At 68.2% G+C, this 18,572-nt stretch carries 14 protein-coding genes, 3 tRNA genes and 1 pseudogene; 12 read left to right on the top strand and 6 right to left on the bottom strand.

The genetic code is table 11. From position 1 onward, the window contains the following. The first annotated feature begins 14 nt into the window (after nucleotides 1-14). Together dnaG and ACWFR4_RS03815 are read left to right on the top strand one after the other, a co-directional pair. Complete coding sequence (gene dnaG / locus ACWFR4_RS03820; RefSeq protein WP_453458025.1) at nucleotides 15-1,913, top strand: DNA primase; 1,899 nt, start codon at nucleotides 15-17, stop codon at nucleotides 1,911-1,913. A 162-nt stretch (nucleotides 1,914-2,075) separates the two neighbouring features. Then, nucleotides 2,076-3,467, top strand: coding sequence for a sigma-70 family RNA polymerase sigma factor (locus tag ACWFR4_RS03815; protein ID WP_453650581.1), 1,392 nt, complete (start codon nucleotides 2,076-2,078; stop codon nucleotides 3,465-3,467). Between the two features lie 134 nt (nucleotides 3,468-3,601). Here the strand turns inward: ACWFR4_RS03815 and ACWFR4_RS03810 are convergent, their stop codons facing one another. From ACWFR4_RS03810 to ACWFR4_RS03795, 4 genes are all read right to left on the bottom strand, one after another. Then, nucleotides 3,602-5,530, bottom strand: a complete 1,929-nt coding sequence (locus ACWFR4_RS03810) for an ABC transporter ATP-binding protein (protein WP_453458019.1) — start codon at nucleotides 5,528-5,530, stop codon at nucleotides 3,602-3,604. Then, nucleotides 5,530-7,263 carry an ABC transporter ATP-binding protein gene (locus ACWFR4_RS03805; RefSeq protein ID WP_453650579.1) on the bottom strand — a complete coding sequence of 578 codons (1,734 nt, stop codon included), beginning with the start codon at nucleotides 7,261-7,263 and terminating at the stop codon, nucleotides 5,530-5,532. The genes ACWFR4_RS03810 and ACWFR4_RS03805 overlap by 1 nt, the downstream gene beginning before the upstream one ends. A 135-nt stretch (nucleotides 7,264-7,398) precedes the next feature. Then, nucleotides 7,399-8,838: a xylulokinase gene (locus tag ACWFR4_RS03800; protein ID WP_453458014.1), complete on the bottom strand. Its 1,440-nt coding sequence runs from the start codon at nucleotides 8,836-8,838 to the stop codon at nucleotides 7,399-7,401. 85 nt (nucleotides 8,839-8,923) lie between these two features. Next, on the bottom strand, nucleotides 8,924-9,232 hold the full coding sequence (locus tag ACWFR4_RS03795) for a YtxH domain-containing protein (RefSeq protein WP_453458012.1): 309 nt from the start codon (nucleotides 9,230-9,232) through the stop codon (nucleotides 8,924-8,926). Nucleotides 9,233-9,368: 136 nt separating this feature from the next. On the opposite strand from ACWFR4_RS03795, the gene ACWFR4_RS03790 reads away from it, so the two are divergent. The 5 genes from ACWFR4_RS03790 (at nucleotide 9,369) to ACWFR4_RS03770 (ending at nucleotide 10,857) form a co-directional block, all read left to right on the top strand. Beyond that, nucleotides 9,369-9,441, top strand: a tRNA-Asn gene (locus tag ACWFR4_RS03790). 5 nt (nucleotides 9,442-9,446) lie between these two features. Then, nucleotides 9,447-9,519 (top strand) — tRNA-Asn (locus tag ACWFR4_RS03785). Nucleotides 9,520-9,704: 185 nt separating this feature from the next. Beyond that, a tRNA-Ile gene (locus tag ACWFR4_RS03780) sits at nucleotides 9,705-9,778 on the top strand. Between the two features lie 277 nt (nucleotides 9,779-10,055). Beyond that, complete coding sequence (locus ACWFR4_RS03775; protein ID WP_355685758.1) at nucleotides 10,056-10,457, top strand: hypothetical protein; 402 nt, start codon at nucleotides 10,056-10,058, stop codon at nucleotides 10,455-10,457. Continuing rightward, complete coding sequence (locus tag ACWFR4_RS03770) at nucleotides 10,360-10,857, top strand: tyrosine-type recombinase/integrase (RefSeq protein WP_453458009.1); 498 nt, start codon at nucleotides 10,360-10,362, stop codon at nucleotides 10,855-10,857. The genes ACWFR4_RS03775 and ACWFR4_RS03770 overlap by 98 nt, the downstream gene beginning before the upstream one ends. A gap of 275 nt (nucleotides 10,858-11,132) precedes the next feature. Here ACWFR4_RS03770 and ACWFR4_RS03765 read toward each other — a convergent pair whose 3' ends face one another. Next, nucleotides 11,133-11,405, bottom strand: a complete 273-nt coding sequence (locus ACWFR4_RS03765) for a chaplin (RefSeq protein ID WP_383005256.1) — start codon at nucleotides 11,403-11,405, stop codon at nucleotides 11,133-11,135. Between the two features lie 133 nt (nucleotides 11,406-11,538). On the opposite strand from ACWFR4_RS03765, the gene ACWFR4_RS03760 reads away from it, so the two are divergent. After that, a complete protein-coding gene (locus ACWFR4_RS03760; RefSeq protein ID WP_453650577.1) occupies nucleotides 11,539-12,087 on the top strand; it encodes a hypothetical protein in 549 nt (182 codons plus the stop codon). 814 nt (nucleotides 12,088-12,901) lie between these two features. Here ACWFR4_RS03760 and ACWFR4_RS03755 read toward each other — a convergent pair. Continuing rightward, nucleotides 12,902-13,736 (bottom strand): annotated as a pseudogene (locus tag ACWFR4_RS03755) (IS5 family transposase). Between the two features lie 859 nt (nucleotides 13,737-14,595). On the opposite strand from ACWFR4_RS03755, the gene ACWFR4_RS03750 reads away from it, so the two are divergent. From ACWFR4_RS03750 to ACWFR4_RS03735, 4 genes are all read left to right on the top strand, one after another. Beyond that, nucleotides 14,596-14,829, top strand: a complete 234-nt coding sequence (locus tag ACWFR4_RS03750) for a hypothetical protein (protein WP_453458004.1) — start codon at nucleotides 14,596-14,598, stop codon at nucleotides 14,827-14,829. Nucleotides 14,830-15,191: 362 nt separating this feature from the next. Then, the gene (locus ACWFR4_RS03745) at nucleotides 15,192-15,779 is read left to right on the top strand and encodes a hypothetical protein (RefSeq protein WP_382997956.1); all 588 of its coding nucleotides are present in this window, start codon (nucleotides 15,192-15,194) and stop codon (nucleotides 15,777-15,779) included. A gap of 562 nt (nucleotides 15,780-16,341) precedes the next feature. Then, nucleotides 16,342-17,256, top strand: coding sequence for a hypothetical protein (locus ACWFR4_RS03740; RefSeq protein WP_453650575.1), 915 nt, complete (start codon nucleotides 16,342-16,344; stop codon nucleotides 17,254-17,256). A gap of 837 nt (nucleotides 17,257-18,093) precedes the next feature. Next, a complete protein-coding gene (locus tag ACWFR4_RS03735; RefSeq protein WP_453650573.1) occupies nucleotides 18,094-18,306 on the top strand; it encodes a hypothetical protein in 213 nt (70 codons plus the stop codon). Nucleotides 18,307-18,572 lie beyond the last annotated feature (266 nt).

Here is an 18,572-nt window from a genome sequence, read left to right as displayed (position 1 = left end):
CGTAGAATCCTTGCGTGGCAGGCAGGATCAATGACGAGGACGTGAAGGCGGTCCGGGACGCGGTCCCGATCGACGCCGTGGTGTCCGAGTACCTGCAACTGCGCAACGCGGGCGGCGGGAACCTGAAGGGCCTGTGCCCCTTCCACGACGAAAAGTCGCCGTCCTTCCAGGTCAGCCCCAGCAAGGGCCTCTTCCATTGCTTCGGCTGCCAGGAGGGCGGCGACACCATCACGTTCGTGATGAAGGTCGACCACCTCTCCTTCTCCGAGGTCGTCGAGCGCCTCGCCGGCCAGGCGGGCATCACCCTGCGGTACGAGGAGGGCGGCTACAACCCCTCGCACCAGCGCGGTGAGCGCATCCGCCTGGTCGAGGCGCACAAGGTCGCCGCCCAGTTCTACATGGACCAGCTGGAGAGCGCCGAGGCGGAGATCGGCCGCAAGTTCCTCGCCGAGCGCGGCTTCGACCAGGCGGCCGCCGCGCACTTCGGCGTCGGCTACAGCCCGGCCGGCTGGGACCACCTCACGCGCTTCCTGCGCGGCAAGGGCTTCACCGACAAGGAACTCATCACCTCCGGGATCTCCCAGGAGGGCCGCCGCGGGCCCATCGACCGCTTCCGCGGCCGCCTCATGTGGCCCATCCGCGACATCGGCGGCGAGGTCGTCGGCTTCGGCGCCCGCCGCCTGCGCGAGGACGACAACGGCCCGAAGTACCTGAACACGCCCGAGACGCCGATCTACCGGAAGTCCCAGGTCCTCTACGGCATCGACCTCGCCAAGAAAGAGATCGCCAAGTCGAGCCGAGCGGTCGTCGTCGAGGGCTACACGGACGTCATGGCCTGCCACCTGGCCGGCATCACGACCGCCATCGCGACCTGCGGCACCGCCTTCGGCGGCGACCACATCAAGATCCTTCGCCGCCTCCTCATGGACAACGGCAGCGCCCGCGTGATCTTCACCTTCGACGGCGACTCGGCGGGCCAGAAGGCCGCCCTGCGCGCCTTCGAGGACGACCAGAAGTTCGCCGCCGAGACGTACATCGCCGTCGCCCCCGACGGCATGGACCCCTGCGACCTGCGCCTGGCCAAGGGCGACGAGGCGGTCGCCGACCTGGTCGAACCCCGCACCCCCCTCTTCGAGTTCGCCCTGCGCCACATCGTCTCCCGCTACGACCTGGAGACCCCCGCAGGCCGCGCAGCCGCGCTCGACGAGGCAGCCCCCGTTGTCGCCCGGATCAAGAACAGCGGCGCGCAGCACGAGGTCGCCGTCCAGCTCGCCGGCATGCTCGGCATCCTCGACACCCAGTTCGTCGTCAAGCGCGTCTCGCAGCTCGCCCGCTGGGCCCGTGACCGTGGCGGCCGCGGCCCCGCCCCGGCCCGCCCGCAGCAGCCCTACGAGGCCGCGGCCACCCGCGCGTCCGCCGCGGGCCCCGCCCTCACTCTGCGCAACCCCGTGTACGCCACCGAGCGCGAGCTGCTCAAACTCGCCCTCCAGCGGCCCGAGTTGGTCTCCCCGGCCTTCGACGCGTACGGCGTGGACGAGTTCACCGCCGCCCCGTACGCCGCGGTGCGCGAGGCGATCATCGAGGCGGGCGGCGCCGACCTCGGCACCCAGGACCCGCAGGCATATCTCGTACGGGTACGGGAGGCGGCCCCCGACGACGCGGTGCGCGCCATGGTCACCGAGCTCGCCGTCGAGGCCATCCTGCGCAGATCCGTCGACGAGGTCTATGCGGGCCAGCAGCTCGTCGCCGTGCGCCGCCGCGCCGTCGACCGGCGCATCCGGGACGTACAGGGCTCCCTGACCCGGCTGGGCACGCACAGCGAACCGGCGCGCCTGTCCGCCGTCCAGGAGGAGCTGATGGTCCTCCAGCGCTACGACAGGGCACTGCAGGACCTCGGCGCGCAGGCGCTCTGACCGCTGCGCCCCCGACGGCCCGGGACGAGGTCGGCCCGGCCGGTTTCGTCCCGCCCCGCGGGGCAGGCGTCGTGCACGGTAACCGAACGGTCACGCACCGGACTCAAAAAGTCACCGCACGCCCCTCGTGGCGGCGTTGTGTCGTACAGCACACTGGGTCCGGTGCCTGAGTCCTCGGAGCGCGGCCGGAACCCCGACAACGGGTCCGACACCCCCGCGGTTCCGCCTAACGCGTACGGGACGGACAGCGGTGTGGCCGCCGTCGCCGATCCCGGTGTACCCCTGCCGCACGCCTCAGCAGCGATCACCTTGGAGGTCGCCCCCGTGCAGACCCAGACCCTCAGCCAGACCGGTGCCGCGCGTCAGAGCGCCCAGGGCGCCCCCGCGCCGGACACGGAAGGGGAGGCACTCCCGGCCGTCCCCCAGCAGCGGGGACCGGAGAACCATCCGGACTCCGACCCGCCCGGCGATCCCGCCGACACCCCACAACCGGCCGATACGACCGAGCTGCCCGAGCCGGAGTCGGATTCGGATCCGGAACCGAGGGAAGCCGGCCCCCGCCCGCCCGTCGCCCTCCTGCTCGACACCGTGGACGCCGAGACTCCCGAGCCCCCGCCCTCGCGCGGCCGCACCGACACCGGCGGTCCCTCCTCGGACCTGTTCCGCCAGTACCTGCGCGAGATCGGACGGATCCCGCTGCTCACGGCCGCGGAGGAGGTCGATCTGGCCCGCAGGGTCGAGGCCGGTCTCTTCGCCGAGGAGAAACTGACGGGCACCCCCGACCCGGACTCCCAGCTCGCCATCGACCTCGACAAACTCGTCGTGATGGGCCGGATGGCCAAGCGCCGCCTCATCGAGGCCAACCTGCGCCTCGTCGTCTCGGTCGCCAAGCGCTACGTGGGCCGCGGCCTGACCATGCTGGACCTGGTCCAGGAGGGAAACCTCGGCCTGATCAGGGCGGTCGAGAAGTTCGACTACGCCCGCGGCTACAAGTTCTCGACGTACGCGACCTGGTGGATCCGGCAGGCCATGTCACGCGCCCTCGCCGACCAGGCCCGAACGATCCGCGTCCCGGTGCACGTCGTCGAGCTGATCAACCGGGTCGTGCGCGTCCAGCGCCGCATGCTTCAGGAACGCGGCTACGAACCCACGCCCGAAGAGGTCGCCGCCCACCTCGAACTGCCGCCGGAGCGGGTCAGCGAAGTCCTGCGCCTGGCCCAGGAACCGGTGTCGCTGCACGCGCCCGTGGGCGAGGAGGACGACGTCGCGCTGGGCGACCTGATCGAGGACGGCGACGCGACGTCCCCCGTCGAGTCGGCCGCGTTCCTCCTCCTGCGCGAACACCTGGAGGTGGTCCTCTCCACCCTCGGCGAACGCGAACGCAAGGTGGTCCAGCTCCGCTACGGCCTGGCAGACGGCCGCCCCCGCACACTGGAGGAGATCGGCCGCATATTCGGGGTGACCCGGGAACGCATCCGCCAGATCGAGTCCAAGACCCTCAACAAGCTGCGCGACCACGCGTTCGCCGACCAACTGCGGGGCTATCTGGACTGATGGGGGGCGCGGGGCTGTGACATGTGCGGCTCCGCGGCGTGGGCGCGACGAAGAGCGCCCCGTAAGGGGCGCGGGGAACTGCGCAAACAAGCCACGAACGACCCGCACACAGAACCCCGCCCCCCATGACGCGCCTAGTCCACCTCGGCAACAGCCTGCGCGAACTGGGCGTTGTACAGCCGCTCGTACGCCCCACCGGCAGCGCGCAGCGCCCCGTGCGTGCCCTGCTCCACGATGTCCCCGTTCTCCATCACCAGGATGGTGTCGGCGTCGCGGATCGTGGACAGCCGGTGGGCGATGACGAAGCTGGTCCGCCCGTGCGCGAGCCGCGCCATGGCCTTCTGGATGAGCACCTCGGTACGGGTGTCGACGGAGCTCGTCGCCTCGTCGAGGACGAGTATCACCGGGTCCGAGAGGAACGCGCGCGCGATGGTGATGAGCTGCTTCTCACCGGCGCTGACCCCCGACCCCTCGTCGTCGATTACGGTGTCGTAGCCCTCGGGCAGCGTCCGGATGAACCGGTCCGCGTGGGCGGCCCGCGCCGCCTCCTCGATCTGCTCCCGGGTGACGTCCTTCGCCGCGCCGTACGCGATGTTGTCCGCGATCGTGCCGCCGAACAGCCACGTGTCCTGGAGCACCATGCCGATCCCGGAACGGAGTTCGTCGCGCGACATCTTCGCCACGTCGACCCCGTCGAGGGTGATGCGCCCGCCGGTGACCTCGTAGAAGCGGAGCAGCAGATTGACCAGCGTCGTCTTGCCGGCGCCCGTCGGGCCGACGATGGCGACGGTGTGCCCCGGCTCCACGGCGAGCGACAGGTCCTCGATGAGCGGCTTGTCCTGCTCGTAGCGGAAGGACACGTTCTCGAACTCGACGAGCCCGCGCAGCAGATCGGGCTTCTCGCCCGGCACCGGGTCGGCCTCCTGCTCGTCCGCGTCGAGCAGTTCGAAGATCCGCTCGGCCGAGGCGACGCCCGACTGCACCAGGTTCGCCATCGAGGCGACCTGCGTCAGCGGCATGGAGAACTGCCGCGAGTACTGGATGAACGCCTGGACGTCACCGATCGACAGCGAACCCGAGGCGACCCGCAGGCCACCCACCACGGCGACCAGCACATAGTTCAGGTTCGACACGAAGAACATCAGCGGCTGCATCATCCCGCTGTTGAACTGCGCCTTGAACCCGGCCTCGTAGAGCGCGTCGTTCTGCTCGGCGAACGCCTTCGCAGACTCCTCCTGACGCCCGAAGACCTTCACCAGGCTGTGGCCGGTGTACATCTCCTCGATGTGCGCGTTCAGCTTGCCGGTGGTCTTCCACTGCTGCACGAACTGCGGCTGCGACCGCTTGCCGACCCGCGTCGCGATCAGGAACGACAGCGGCACCGTCACCAGCGCCACGAGCGCGAGCAGCGGCGAGATCCAGAACATCATTACCAGCACGCCGATGATGGTGAGCAGCGAGTTGATGAGCTGGCCCATCGTCTGCTGGAGCGTCTGCCCGATGTTGTCGATGTCGTTCGTGGCGCGGCTGAGGACCTCACCGCGCTGCCGCTTGTCGAAGTACGACAGCGGAAGACGTGACAGCTTCGCCTGGATGTCCGCGCGCATCCGGAAGACGGTCTTGTTGAGCGCCCGGTTGGACAGCCGCGTCGCCACGGCCATCAGCAGCCCGGCCCCCAGGAACGTACACAGGGCGATCCCGAGCACGGAGCCCACGGCCCCGAAGTCGATGCCCTGCCCGGGCGTGAAGTCGATCCCGGAGAGCATGTCGGCGACCCCGGAGTCACCCTTGGCCCGCATCCCCTCGATGACCTGCGCCTTGCTGCTCCCGGCGGGCATCTGACGCCCGATGATGCCCGCGAAGACCAGGTCGGTCGCCCGGCCCAGGATCTTCGGGCCCACCACCGACAGGCCCACACTCAGGACGACACACGCGACCATCGCGTACATCGTCGTCTTCTCGGGCTTGAACTGCCTGATGAGCCGCTTGCCCGAGCCCTTGAAGTCCATCGAACGCTGGTCGGGGCCGCCCCCGGCCATCATCCGCCCGCCTGGCCCCGCCATCAGGCCGCCTCCGCTTCCGTCAGCTGGGAGAGAACGATCTCCCGGTACGTCTCATTGCCGTCCATCAGCTCGTGATGGGTGCCCATGCCCACGACATGGCCCTCGTCGAGGACCACGATGCGGTCCGCGTCGCGGATGGTGGAGACCCGCTGGGCCACGATCACCACGGTCGCCTCGGACGTCTCGTGACCCAGCGCGGCCCGCAGCGCGGCGTCCGTCGCGTAGTCGAGCGCGGAGAACGAGTCGTCGAAGAGATAGATCTCGGGCCGCTGTACCAGCGTCCGTGCGATCGCGAGCCGCTGGCGCTGACCACCGGACACATTGGTGCCGCCCTGCGAGATCGGGGAGTCGAGCCCGTTCTCCAGCTTCTCCACGAAGTCCTTGGCCTGCGCCACCTCCAGGGCCTGCCACAGCTCTTCGTCGGTCGCGTCCGGATTGCCGTACCGCAGATTCGTCGCGACCGTCCCCGCGAAGAGGTACGGCTTCTGCGGCACGAGCCCGACGGTCCTGGCAAGGAGCGCCGGCTCGATGGTGCGCACGTCGACGCCGTTCACCAGGACCTCGCCGTCGGTCGCGTCGAACAGGCGCGGCACCAGGCCGAGAAGGGTGGACTTGCCGCTGCCGGTCGAGCCGATGACGGCGGTCGTCTCGCCGGGGCGCGCGGTTACCTGGATGGCCTTGAGTACGGGCTCCTCCGCGCCCGGGTAGCGGAAGCCCGCGTCCCGGATCTCCAGGTGGCCGTGGCTGCGCAGTTCCCGCACCGGCGAGGACGGCGGCACGACGCTGGACTCGGTGGCCAGGACCTCCTGGATGCGCTCGGCGCAGACCTCGGCGCGCGGCACCATCATGAACATGAAGGTGGCCATCATGACGCTCATCACGATCTGCATCAGATAGGCGAGGAACGCGGTGAGCGCGCCGATCTGCATGCCGCCGCTGTCGATGCGGTGCGCGCCGAACCAGACGACGGCGATCGACGAGATGTTGACCACGGTCATGACGATCGGGAACATCAGCGCGAGGAGCTTGCCGGTGCCGAGGGAGACCTCGGTCAGATCGGCGTTGGCCTCGCGGAAGCGCTCCTTCTCGTAGTCGTCGCGCACGAAGGCGCGGATGACGCGGTTGCCGGTGATCTGCTCGCGCAGCACCCGGTTCACCGTGTCGAGCCGCACCTGCATGGTGCGGAACAGCGGCCGCAGGCGGCGCACGATCAGGCTGACGCTGATCCCGAGGACCGGGACCACGGCGAGCAGCACGCCCGACAGGGGCACGTCCTGGCCCAGCGCCATGACGATGCCGCCGACGCACATGATCGGCGCCGACACCATCAGCGTGAACGTCATGAGCGTGAGCATCTGGACCTGCTGCACGTCGTTCGTCGTGCGGGTTATCAGGGACGGCGCCCCGAACTGGCCCATCTCGCGCGCCGAGAAGGACTGCACGCGGTCGAACACGGAGGCCCGGACGTCCCGTCCGAGCGCGGACGCGGTGCGGGCGCCGTAGAACACGGCGCCGATGTTGCAGACCATCTGGATCACGGTGATCGCGATCATGATGGCGCCGGAAGTCAGGATGTAGCCCGTGTCCCCCTTCACGACACCGTTGTCAATGATGTCCGCGTTGAGGGTGGGCAGATAGAGCGAGGCGCAGGTCTGCAGGAACTGCAGCAGCACCAGCACGCCGATGGGTTTCTTGTACGGACCGAGGTAGGTCCGCAGGAGTCGTATGAGCACGCTCGGTCTCTCGAAGTCGGCCGTCATGAGGGGTCAGTGGTGCACGACCCCCATCGTCCGACACTCCACCCGCGTTACCTCAACCGATTTAGCCAAGAGCCCGCCAAGAAACCCACGTGGAGCGGGATGAAACGGTCACGCCCCCACGGAATCGAACGCTCCGGGGTGGGTCTGCTCCCGTACGGCGGTGAACTGCTGCCGCACCGCCTGCCCGACGGGCAGCTCCTCGCCCGGCTCCAGAACCTGCGCCGCCGCGCCCTGCCACTGCGGCAACTGCCCGTTCAGCGCCCAGGCGGCCTGCCGCGCCGCACCGAGCGCCGCGTAGTCCGCGGGTTGCGGCACCACGACCTGTGTCCCGAACAGCATCGGCGCCGCGGCCTGCACCGCCGGCAGCTCGGCCGCCGCCCCGAGCAGGAAAATCCGCCGCACCTCGACTCCCCGCGCGCGCAGTACGTCCATGGCGTCCCCGAGCCCGCACAGCATGCCCTCGAACGCGGCCCGCGCGAGATGCTCCGGCTTCATCGACTCCCGCCGCAGCCCGCTCAGGGTGCCCGCGGTGTGCGGCAGATTCGGCGTCTTCTCGCCCTCCAGATACGGCAGCATGACCAGGCCGTGCGACCCGGGAGTCGACTTCATCGCCAGGTCGGACAGCTCCTCGATCCCGGAGAGCCCGAGCATGTCGGCCGTACCGCGAAGGGTGCGAACCGCATTGAGCGTATGGACGACGGGCAGATGCATGCCGGTCGCGTCGGCGAGCGAGGTGATCATCCCGGACGGATCGACCAGGGCTTCGTGGTGCACCGCCATGATCGACCCCGAGGCGCCGAGCGAGACCACGGCGTCGCCCTGGCGCACCCCGAGCCCGAACGCCGCGGCCATCGTCTCGCCCGTACCGGCCGAGATGATCAGCCCCTCCGGAGTGGTGCCCGCCGCGTCCCCCGGACCGAGCACCTCCGGCAGCATCGTCTGGTGCCCGAGCGCCAGCTCGACCAGGTCAGGACGGTACGAGCCGCTCGCCGCCGACCAGTAGCCGGTGCCCGAGGCCCCGCCCCGGTCGGTGGTCCGTCGCGAGGGCCGGCCGAGGAGCTGCCACACCAGCCAGTCGTGGGCCTGGAGCACGAGCGCGACCCGCTGTGCGGCCTCCGGCTCGTTCTTCGCCAGCCACCGCAGTTTCGTCACCGGATGCATGGCCTGCGGCACACACCCGACGGCCTGCGCCCACGCCTCACGCCCGCCGAGCCGGTCGATGAGATCCGCGGCCGCGGCCTGCGTCCGCCTGTCGCCCCCGGGCATCGCGGGCCGCACGGTGTTGCCCTGCGAGTCGAGCGGCACCAGCGCGTTCTGCTGTGCGGAGACCCCGATGGCCTGCACGCCTTCGAGCAGCCCGCCGCCCGCGGCCTCGCCGAGCGAGAGGAGCCACGCCTGTGGATCGACATCGGCGGGACGGCCACCGCCCTCGCCGGATTCGAGCGGGTGCGGGGCATAGCCCTGCTTGAGCACGGCACCGGAGTCCGCGTCACAGACCACGATCCGAGTGAAATCGGGCGAACTGTCCAGCCCGGCGACTATCCCCATGACTGAATTCTGCCGTACTCCGCGGCGGCCCCGTCCCGCGGGCCGGGGCCGGGCCGAGGACCCGCTTTCGCCAGGACCGCGGGGCTCAGGTGTTGCTGGTGCCCCAGTCGTCCTCGAAACCGTCGCCGCCCTGGCCGCGCTCCCGCAGCGAGCGCACCCGGCCGGCCACCGAGTCGGGGACCCGGCTCTCGACCTTCACGCTCACCGTGTGCAGCGCCTTGCCCGCGAAGTGACGCGTCTGCTGCGCCGCCGACTCCGCCGTGTTCCGGACGGCAGGGTTCTGCGTGAACTCGCGGGCGGACTTCTTCAGCTGCTCGTATCGCTCGCGTCCGGCCCGGGTCCCGAGCACGTACCCCAGGGCCAGACCGGCGATGAATGTGAGCCGGTAGCGCATGGCTGCCACCCTTCCCTTGTGATCACCGGGGGAACCGATTGGCGGAGCACCCCCCTGCTTGCGCTAATGTATGTGTCGCAGCGAGCGCACGCCCCCTGGCGAGTGCCAAGGTAGGTGCGTTCGATGCACGAGACATTCCCCTGTAGCTCAATTGGCAGAGCAGCCGACTGTTAATCGGCAGGTTACTGGTTCGAGTCCAGTCGGGGGAGCTCGATCTCCTGTAGCTCAATTGGCAGAGCAGCCGGCTGTTAACCGGCAGGTTACTGGTTCGAGTCCAGTCGGGAGAGCTGACTGACAAGACCCCCGGGAACTCCCGGGGGTCTTTTCGTGTCGTCTTGTTCGCCAGGTGGAACCGTACGCGGGCGCGCGGAGTCCTCTACCCCGAGCAAGGCCGACCATCCGGAGCAGGAGATCGTATGAGCGGCTATGCTGCGGCAGACGGCGCGCACACATGTACGCGCCACGCCGAAACGGGGCGGTAGCTCAGCCGGTTAGAGCAGCGGACTCATAATCCGTCGGCCGTGGGTTCGAGTCCCACCCGCCCCACCTCAGCAAAAACGATGTGGCCAGAGGAAACGCCACATCTCACGGTAGCGTGATGGGGTGTTCGCCACGCGAACGCCACACCGTGGAGCCGTGCGCTCTCCTCCATGGCTTCGATCAAGACGAACCCCAGGAAGACCGGACACCCCTCGTACACAGTCGTTCGGCGTAGTGGCGGCTCCCGGACGGGCGACTGGTGCCGCGAGACGTTCGACGATGAGACGCAGGCGGAGCGCTTTCGCCACCTCGTCAATGGTCGCGGACGTGCGTGGTCCCCGGGGTGGGGCAAGGGACGATCGCCAACCTGCATGGCCTGCTCCACAGCATCGTGCAGTCGGCTGTTGATGCTGTTCCGGCCCTGAGTGACTCCAATCCGTGCGCGCACACGCGACTGCCCAAAGCCAGCGACACCGAGGACGACGAGGGCTTCCTGGAGCCCGAGGAGTACGCGCTGCTGAAAGCGCGGGTGCGCGTCGACGCGGTCGACATCATCGTTGCCCTTGTGAGCACTGGCCTGAGGTGGGGTGAAGCGACCGCGCTGCAACCGCGGGACTTCACCTTCGTCTCGAAGCGGCCCGCTCCCCGTGTGCAGCGCGCTTGGAAACGACGTGGCGAGGGCGGGACCTTCCTCGGTGTGCCCCAAGACCAAGAAGTCCCGCCGCACTCTGGTCCTCACACCTGAGCAGGTCGAGCTCTTCCAGCGCCTGTGCAAGGGCAAGCAGCCCACGGACCTGGTCCTCACTGCACCGGAGGGCGGGGCGTGGCACTCAGGCGTCGTCCACGCCCACCGGTGGAAGCCTGCCTTGGGCGCTGCCGACGCCGCCGGTCTGACGAAGCGTCCAAGAACTCACGAACTCCGCCATGCTCACGCGTCCTGGCTGATCGCCGGCAGGGTTCCGGTGCCCGTCATTCGGACGCGTCTCGGGCGCGAGTCGATTGCCACGACCGTCGACCGGTACGGAGACCTGCTGGAAGCCTCGGATGACGAGGTGGTCGCAGCTGTCCAGTGGGCGATGGGTGCTGTCGTCGTCCGTGTGAACTCTCCGAGGCAGCCTGACGGATGTGCTTCAGAACGGGGCTGACCACAAGAGGTAGTTGCATACTCACGACGAACCCTCGCCTATGACAGGGACGTGGGCACGCCTCCATGGCCTCAAAAGGGTCTGACTGTTCGAGGCCATGGAGGGCTTGAGTGAGGACAACACGGATGACGTCTCTGCCCGTGACGAGCTCGTGGATCTCGTGGGGGAGCAGAGGGCTACCTTCACATGCCCATGTCGTCGCTGTAGCCCCTGTCGCCACCGTGGTTCATGGAGCCGTGCTGGCCCATGAGGCCCTTGTTCGAGGGGCGGTCGCCTCAGTTGCCCGATCCGTTGGAGCAGCTGTTGCCGAAGGCCGGGTCGAGCAGGCCGATGACGTTGACGGTGTTGCCGCAGTCGACATGACGTCGGCGAGCCTCGCCCCGACCGGTCAGGGCCGTGGGCAACGGCGCGCCACGCGGAACCTGCGACACGGCATCGGAAATTTTGAGCAGCTGACGGCGAGTCGCCGGGCAGGGCTCACGAGGCGTCAACTGCTCTGTAAATGACGGCAATTGAGAGTCAAAGAGCACGTCGTAATCGACGGGCATCTCTGCCGGATACGGCTACACGGCTTAATTTTCGGATTTTCAGCACGTCCGATAAGTGACGAATGGTGTGGTTTCTGTATCTTCTTTCACAGAGCGGCTGTCCGGCCGATCTCTCCGGAAGGAAGAAGCTGACATGAGCAAGCGTTCCATTGCTGTCACCGCCGCCATCGCGGGCGCTGCAGCTCTTGCCGCCACCGGCATCAACTACGCCGCTGCTGCCGGCACGGAGGCGGCTCCGGCTGCTCCGGCTGTTCGTCAGGCGGCTGCTCCCGCGGCGGCGCCCCTCGGTGGCGACTCCGGCCAGGGCAAGGAGAAGGGCAACAACAACCACCACTACTACAAGGGTCGGATCCAGTTCAACGAGCGGTCCTACTCGGCCGAGACGGATGGCTGCATCACCGTGGTGAGCGGCCTGGGTGCGCGCAGCTTCAACGTCCGCAACGACAGCTGGAAGACGGTTGAGGTCTTCCGCGGTGCGACCTGCGACAACGGGGCTCCCGTGGCCACGGTCGGACCGTGGAGCAGCAGCACCAGCGTCTCTACCCACCGGGTCCGTGGTGGCGTGTTCGTCAAGCACGGCGTCGTGGGCAGCTTCCGTGTAGTCCACGAGTTCCGCGGCGGCCATGGCGGCGGCTACGGCTACGGCGGCTACGGCGGCGGCGACGACGGCGGCAAGTGGTAGTACCTGCCGCCGGAATAGTTGAGGCCCCGGCCCGTCGGAATCGGGCCGGGGCAGTCAACTAGCTTAACCCAGCCGGGCACGCCGCGCCCGAAATGGCTTAATGCTTGCACGGTTCGCCTCGCGCCCCGTGCCCGCATGAAGGTCATTTCGGGCGCTCCCCGGGCCGCGCCGCGCTTCATCGAAGACGCGTCGAGGCAGTGCCGGTTCGCGGCACTGACTCGAGATGGGCTCGTGGGCGGTCCCGGAACTCTGCCTGCCCGGAGTCGGATCTCCCCTCGCAGACCCGACTGGGCAGTTTCGTCTGGATCGCCTCTTCGGTGACATGCTCGTTGGAGAGTGCGCTCTGAGGCTGAGCCGATGCTGTCGCCGCGGAGTCGGAAGTTTCGTAGGTTCACTCGGCGCCCTACGACATCACGTTCGTGCGAGTCCAGCCGGGACTGACGCTTCAGCAGACGCTTGACCACCTCAACGCCGGCTTCGATCCCGATGCGGACCTTCCCCAGCTCCGACTTACCGACGAGCAGTGCTGACCGGGATCGCATCCTGGACCAAGTCTCGCGGGAGATCGGATCTGGCGAGTCCGAGCAGTACCTGTACAGCCCGATCCTTGAGACGGTGGGGCCGCCGGGGCGCGTGCAGCTCGACTGATGCGGGGACACGGCCAACATCGAGGTGACGTACCACCACTCGGGGTCAGCAGCGTTGGCCCGTAATGGACTTGGCCTGTCTCATCGCTCGCATCGTTGAGGAAGAGAGAGTGGCCTGACCGGCCATGACTTTGAAGTGGACCAGCCCATCCGGACTGGTGACTCAGTCAAAGCTGCCGCCAGGATGAGCGGCATCTCCGGTTGAGCGCAGCACCACCGCACCTGGCGGACCAGAGGAGGACGCCTGCAATGTGGAGCCCGGCCGGGTAGATCGTGGCTGTTCTCATGGCGGGTGGCGATGCCGCGTCATTGCCCGAGCCGGTTGATACACCGTTCGACGGTGTTGCGCTCCTTGTACGCCTCGCGGTCGAAGGCAGGTGGCCTGCGCCATGGCTGCCGCGACGCAGTCTATGGCCACGCTGATCCGCCGGTACCGGGATCACCGTCTGGATGCCGCGTTTGCGCAGGTGATCGCGGATCGCGCGGGAAAGTATGCCTTGTTGGCCAAGATGATGTCCGGTCTTGTGCGGGGCCGCCCCTGCTGCCAGGGCGCGCGTAGGCGGCGAATGACGTCGGTAGGGACGGGCGCATCGCCAGCCTGTCCGGCGGTGAGAACGAATGCCAGTGGTCGCAGCGGCCGCCGGCGGCGAGGTGGATCTTCGTGGTCGGTCCGGCGCGGGATCGGCCGATGGCGTGGGCGTCGGGTTCGTCGACCGGGGCCCTTTTTTTGTGGGCCCCGGCCGAATACTGGTGAGCGCGCACGATCGTCGAGTCCACCGAGACGGCCCAGTCGAGGTCCCCGTCGACGTCGGCCTGAGCCATCGGCGCAGTGAAGACCCGCTCCCAGGTGTCCACGGCACACATTCGCAACCGGGTGCAGCCCCTTGACTTGAAGGCGATCGCGTCGATTGCCTCCCGGTGGTCACGCCACCGGCCACCACGCTTCGGTGTCCGGTACGGGAGCAACAGCTCGATCCGTGCCCACTGGGCATCAGTCAACACACCGGACCAACGATCAGATGATCTGAACGAAAACCGCCTAGGCCGGGTCGGTGGCGGTCATGCCGTGGATCCAGGCCGGACGCCCTTCGTGGGGGCGGGCTGCGACTTGGTTCGGCCGCAACGGGTGTCAGATGGGGTGCTCGTGACCGCATCGCCGAGCCGCCGCTCTCCGTCGTCACGCAGCGTAGCCGGATTCGGCGGGTTCTGGAGCGCCAGGAGGAGGGTCCCGTCACGATCCCTCTCGTGGGTGCCGATGTGGGGTGCTGAGGTGCATCACTGATGTGGGTTCGAGTTCCACCCGCCCCACCCAGGGTTTCCGATGCAGGAACGTTTTGACCTGCGACACAACGGAGCGTCCGTCGTTCGGCGGACATGATGACCCGTCAGGTGGTCCGTCAGTCACCCGCTGCCGGCCCGAGCGGCCGGCGATCAAGCCGTTGGGTGCAACCTCCGTCACCCGGCTCGGGGGAGGCCTCCGAGCCGGTCGAGCGGGTCATCAATGACGATGGCCTCCGGCGCCTCAGGGGGAGAGGGCTAGGGCTTGAGGCCTTGGGCGGGCCGCCGCCCCGTCACTGTTGGGGAGGGTGTGTTCAAGGGTGTGTTCAAGGGTGTGTTCAAGGGTGCGCCGGGCTGGTGTGCACTCGGTGATCTGACCGATCCGCCCCTTCCTCCCCCCTTCTCGCTCCTTCAGTTCGTTCAGTTCCTTCCGCGCTGTCGGTCCCGTCGGCCCACGCGTCGGCTGCCCTGCTTCGCCGCGGCTTCCCGGCGGTCGCCCCGCAGCGGGTTCGCCGCCGAGTGCTGCGCCTGCCCGGACGGGGCTTCGCGCGCCACAGCGGGTGTCCGAAGAGCGGCGGATCGGGTGAGGCGGCGTTCTCCCTCACCTGGGGAGAAGGGCACCGTCAACGTCGGCATCGGGGACGGCGTGTCGCGAACAGGGTCGGTCTACGTGGTGATGGCCCTGGCCGTCGAAGGCGCCCGGCATGTCCGGGACGCTCCGGACGCCCTGAGGATCTCGGGCGGCGACGGTGGCAACGCCGGTGACCACGGCGACGGTGCGGGGGCCAGGTGCCGGCTTCGCGTGTCGTCGAACTGAAGGTCTGGGACGAGGCTGCCGCCCTCAAGCGCGGTCTCTGTGGCGTCGGCGAGCCTCGCCCCGACCGGCAGGAGCCGCGAGCGACGGCGCGCCACGCGGTGACTGCGACACGGCATCAGAAATTTTGAGCAGCTGTCAGCGGGTCGCCGGGTGGGGCTTACGAGGCGTCAACTGCCCTACAAATGGTGGCAATTGGGAGCCGATGCGGATGCCGCTGCCGACTGGCGTCTTTGCGGCCATACGGCCACACGGCTTATTTCTCGCATTTTCAGCCCGTCTGATAAGTGACGAATGGTGTGATTTCTGTATCTTCTTCATAGAGCGGCTGTCCGGCCGATCTCTCCGAGAAGGAAGAAACTGACATGAGCAAGCGTTCCATTGCTGTCACCGCCGCCATCGCGGGTGCTGCAGCCCTTGCTGCCACCGGCATCAACTACGCCGCTGCTGCCGGCACGGAGGCGGCCCCGGCTGCTGCTCCGGCTGTTCGTCAGGCGGCTGCTCCCGCGGCGGCGCCCCTCGGTGGCGACTCCGGCCAGGGCAAGGAGAAGGACAACGACTACAACAAGGGGGGCAACGACCACTACAGGTACGAGGGTCGGATCCAGATCAACGAGCGGTCCTACTCGGCCGGCTCGGACGGCTGCATCACCGTGGTCAGCGGCCTGGGTGCGAACAGCTTCAACGTCCGCAACGACAGCTGGAAGACGGTTGAGGTCTTCCGCGGTGCGACCTGCGACAACGGGGCTCCCGTGGCCACGGTCGGACCGTGGAGCACCAGCAACAGCGTCTCTCCCCACCGGGTCCGTGGTGGCGTCTTCGTCAAGCACGGCGTCGTAGGCAGCTTCCGTGTAGTCCACGAGTTCCGCGGCGGCCACGGCGGCGGCGGCTACGGCGGCGGCGGCTACGGCGGCGGCGGCTACGGCGGCGGCGACGACGGCGGCAAGTGGTAGTACCTGCCGCCGGAATAGTTGAGGCCCCGGCCCGTCGGAATCGGGCCGGGGCGGTCAACGAAAGTTTAACCCAGCCGGGCACGCCGCGCCCGAGATGGCTTAATGCTTGCACGGATGGCCTTACGTCCGTGCCCGCATGAAGGTGATTTCGGGCGCTCCCATGGGCATGTCGCGCTTCGTCGAAGGCGCGCCGAGGTATGTCCAGTTCTTCCGGCTCGATCGAGGCCTGACAAAGGGCCTCGATCGAGCCTTCCGAATCGGGATGCCTCACAGGGGTCCGGCCCCCTGAAGGGCTTCGCACCTTTCCATGCCGACTCGTTCGCCGGAAACGTGCAGAGTCTTCAGGAAGTCGTAAGCGCGGGTGAGCTGTACGCCCACACTTACGTTCGGATCTTCGGAAAGTTAACTGTCAAAGTCACGTCGGCTGTCGTCGGTCATGTTGCACATTTCGTATACGGACGGGGGTATACGAAACGGCGTCATGGCCGACCTCCGCGGACCGCCTTGCTCCGTCGATCCGTGACGCCGAATCTGCCCCTTTGGACTCGAGGGATGCATGAAAATGCCGCACAGCTCGCTGAGAAAATCGAAGACTCCGGCCGCCGCAGCAATCTCGCAAAGATTTGAAGAGACCATCGAAAGTTCCGAGTACTGGGCAAGAAGGATGCCGCGCGAAGCCGTCCGCCTGGTGCGCAAGGAGCGCCTCTACGGCGTCGCCGCAGGAGGCGTCAGCCTCCTCACCGGCCTTCTGGCCTGGCCTTTGGTCGCCGAGTCCTCGATGCTCACGGCGCAGGTTCTCATCTCCGGGCTGTCGGGCCTGGCGGCGCTGGCCGTTGCCGCCCCCTATGCGAGCGGCCTGAGCGATCGCGGCGAGGACTCCATCAAGCTGGGCAGTGCGTACGGGGAAATGCATCGCGAACTCCTGCGCGGCAGAGAGCAGATCGCCGAGGGACTCGCGCAGAACACGTCTCAACTGTCCGGGTTCTACCAACAGTTCGACTACATCGAGGAACGCAGAGACTCCCTCGGAATTCGCCCCATTCCCTCAAGGGTGAGCACATTCGGTGTTCCGCTGGCCGGCGAGTTCGGGCGGCGAGAGCCGGCCGTTCCGATCGGACCGAGAAGGTATGCAAGGAATTCGGCACCCGCGGCTCCGGTGGGCAGCGGTCGTACAGTGGTCGTGGATCAGGACGCGGTCGCCACGCTCATCTACCTCGTGGCGAATCAGGTGGCGTCGCAGAATCAGGATTCGACAGCGGAGTTCGCTTGTCGCCCGTCTTCGTTTCAGCCCGAGATCTGCGAGCAGGGTTCGACAGGGCGCCTCGAACAGCATTGGCAGCCCGCCTTGCCATTCGACACCTCACGGAGTTCGGACTCGGGAAGGCGTGACGAAAACCGCCTCACGGCAACATCTCAGGCGCTTCTCTCGAAGCTGTCCGGTCCGGCGGGGCCACTGCGACGATTCAGCCGTTCATGACGGTGTGTCCGGGCACGAACGACGAGTCGTGCGGGGCCGGCCGAATGGCTGCCCTCTCCTGAGCTTGAGCTTTTACGCCCGTCGTCCAACGGCAGTCGAACTTGATCACTCGGTTCGGTAACCGGCGTACGCGGAGACGGCCTTCGGCTGAACCTGTGCTCCGACCAAGGAACACACATGTCCAGCACGAAGCCCGTGAGGGTGAGTCTGCTGGATCACGACGCCCGGCAGGATCCGCCGGCACCCCGCCCGGGTCCGCCGCGACTTTCGGCACATCCGCCGCAAGGCCGGCTGCCCGGCCCTGGCACCGAAACCGTTCCACCCCGGCCGACGAGACCGAACCGACGTGGGAGTACCACGAGGTCGACGTCGGGCAGCGGAGCCTGTTCATCGACGTGGGCCCCGGAGACCGAGCGGATCACCTCACCCGCCCCTGGCTGCCTCGCGGCTGAACCGGCAGCACTCGCGCATCGAGGGGACGCAGTCAGCCGATCGGCTGAGCGGAAGTGCTCGGCGAGCCCTTGCGTCCGTCACGCACAGGGGCTCGGCCCGGCCGAACTGAGCGGTGCAAGCGGCCTGGCGAGCCACCAGGTGATGAGGCGGTCCCGGGAGCTGTGTCCGTGGGCGAACCCGCCTGGTGGGCAAGGCGCATGGGGGCGTGCGACGGGACGGCCGGACGCCGCCGCAGTCCGCCGGCCCCCGGGACAGGCCGTTCCCCGACACCGGTCGCGGCGCGGCCTCGCGTCACTGTTGACGTGTCCAGTCACGCGAACAGCGCATCGTTCCCACCGGAGCCCACGCGCGCGGAATCGGCGGGTCCGTAGCACCGTTCGCCGTATGGACTCCACTCCGATCGTCGTGCACCCGCCCACCCCCACCGGGGGCCGGCGGGTAGCAATCCAGGGGCACGTCGCCGGGATCGCCCGGAGTGATGCCGACCTCGTCGAATTCCTCTGGCAGGCCGGCGTGACGGTTCACAGCGCTCTTCTCGATGACGAGACATGGGTGAAGTGGCGGGGAGGGCGAGCCCACCACTACGCGGCACGATGAACATCGTGGACCCGCCGAGGGCAAGCGAGTCTTCCGGCCTCCTCAGCCATGACTCTCCGCGTGTGCGGAGGTGAGCCGTCCCGTGCCGGCCCCGATGTTCGTGCGTCGCGACGCCTCCGTGGGCTGCCCGAGCTCGCCCGCCTGCGCACCGGCTCTGGGGCTCGGTGCGCACGGCGGTGAACCGGCTCGCCCGCATCAGGTCGACTCCGCGCCGGGGGGGGATCAACTCCTGCTGTGCACGGACGACGTGACCGAGGACCGTGACA

The organism is Streptomyces sp. NPDC055140, assembly GCF_053607285.1.
Note: the sequence above shows the minus strand (reverse complement) of the source record. Positions and strands in the feature narration are given on the sequence as shown.

Bases quoted from the DNA above. Each gene is read 5' to 3' on its own strand.
- ACWFR4_RS03795 (WP_453458012.1), bottom strand. From the start codon at position 9,232: ATGCGCTACCGGCTCACATTCATCGCCGGTCTGGCCCTGGGGTACGTG.
- ACWFR4_RS03810 (WP_453458019.1), bottom strand. From the start codon at position 5,530: ATGGCGGGGCCAGGCGGGCGGATGATGGCCGGGGGCGGCCCCGACCAG.
- ACWFR4_RS03760 (WP_453650577.1), top strand. From the start codon at position 11,539: ATGAGCAAGCGTTCCATTGCTGTCACCGCCGCCATCGCGGGCGCTGCA.
- ACWFR4_RS03765 (WP_383005256.1), bottom strand. From the start codon at position 11,405: ATGCCCGTCGATTACGACGTGCTCTTTGACTCTCAATTGCCGTCATTT.
- ACWFR4_RS03735 (WP_453650573.1), top strand. From the start codon at position 18,094: ATGGACTCCACTCCGATCGTCGTGCACCCGCCCACCCCCACCGGGGGC.
- ACWFR4_RS03800 (WP_453458014.1), bottom strand. From the start codon at position 8,838: ATGGGGATAGTCGCCGGGCTGGACAGTTCGCCCGATTTCACTCGGATC.
- ACWFR4_RS03745 (WP_382997956.1), top strand. From the start codon at position 15,192: ATGAGCAAGCGTTCCATTGCTGTCACCGCCGCCATCGCGGGTGCTGCA.
- ACWFR4_RS03740 (WP_453650575.1), top strand. From the start codon at position 16,342: ATGCCGCACAGCTCGCTGAGAAAATCGAAGACTCCGGCCGCCGCAGCA.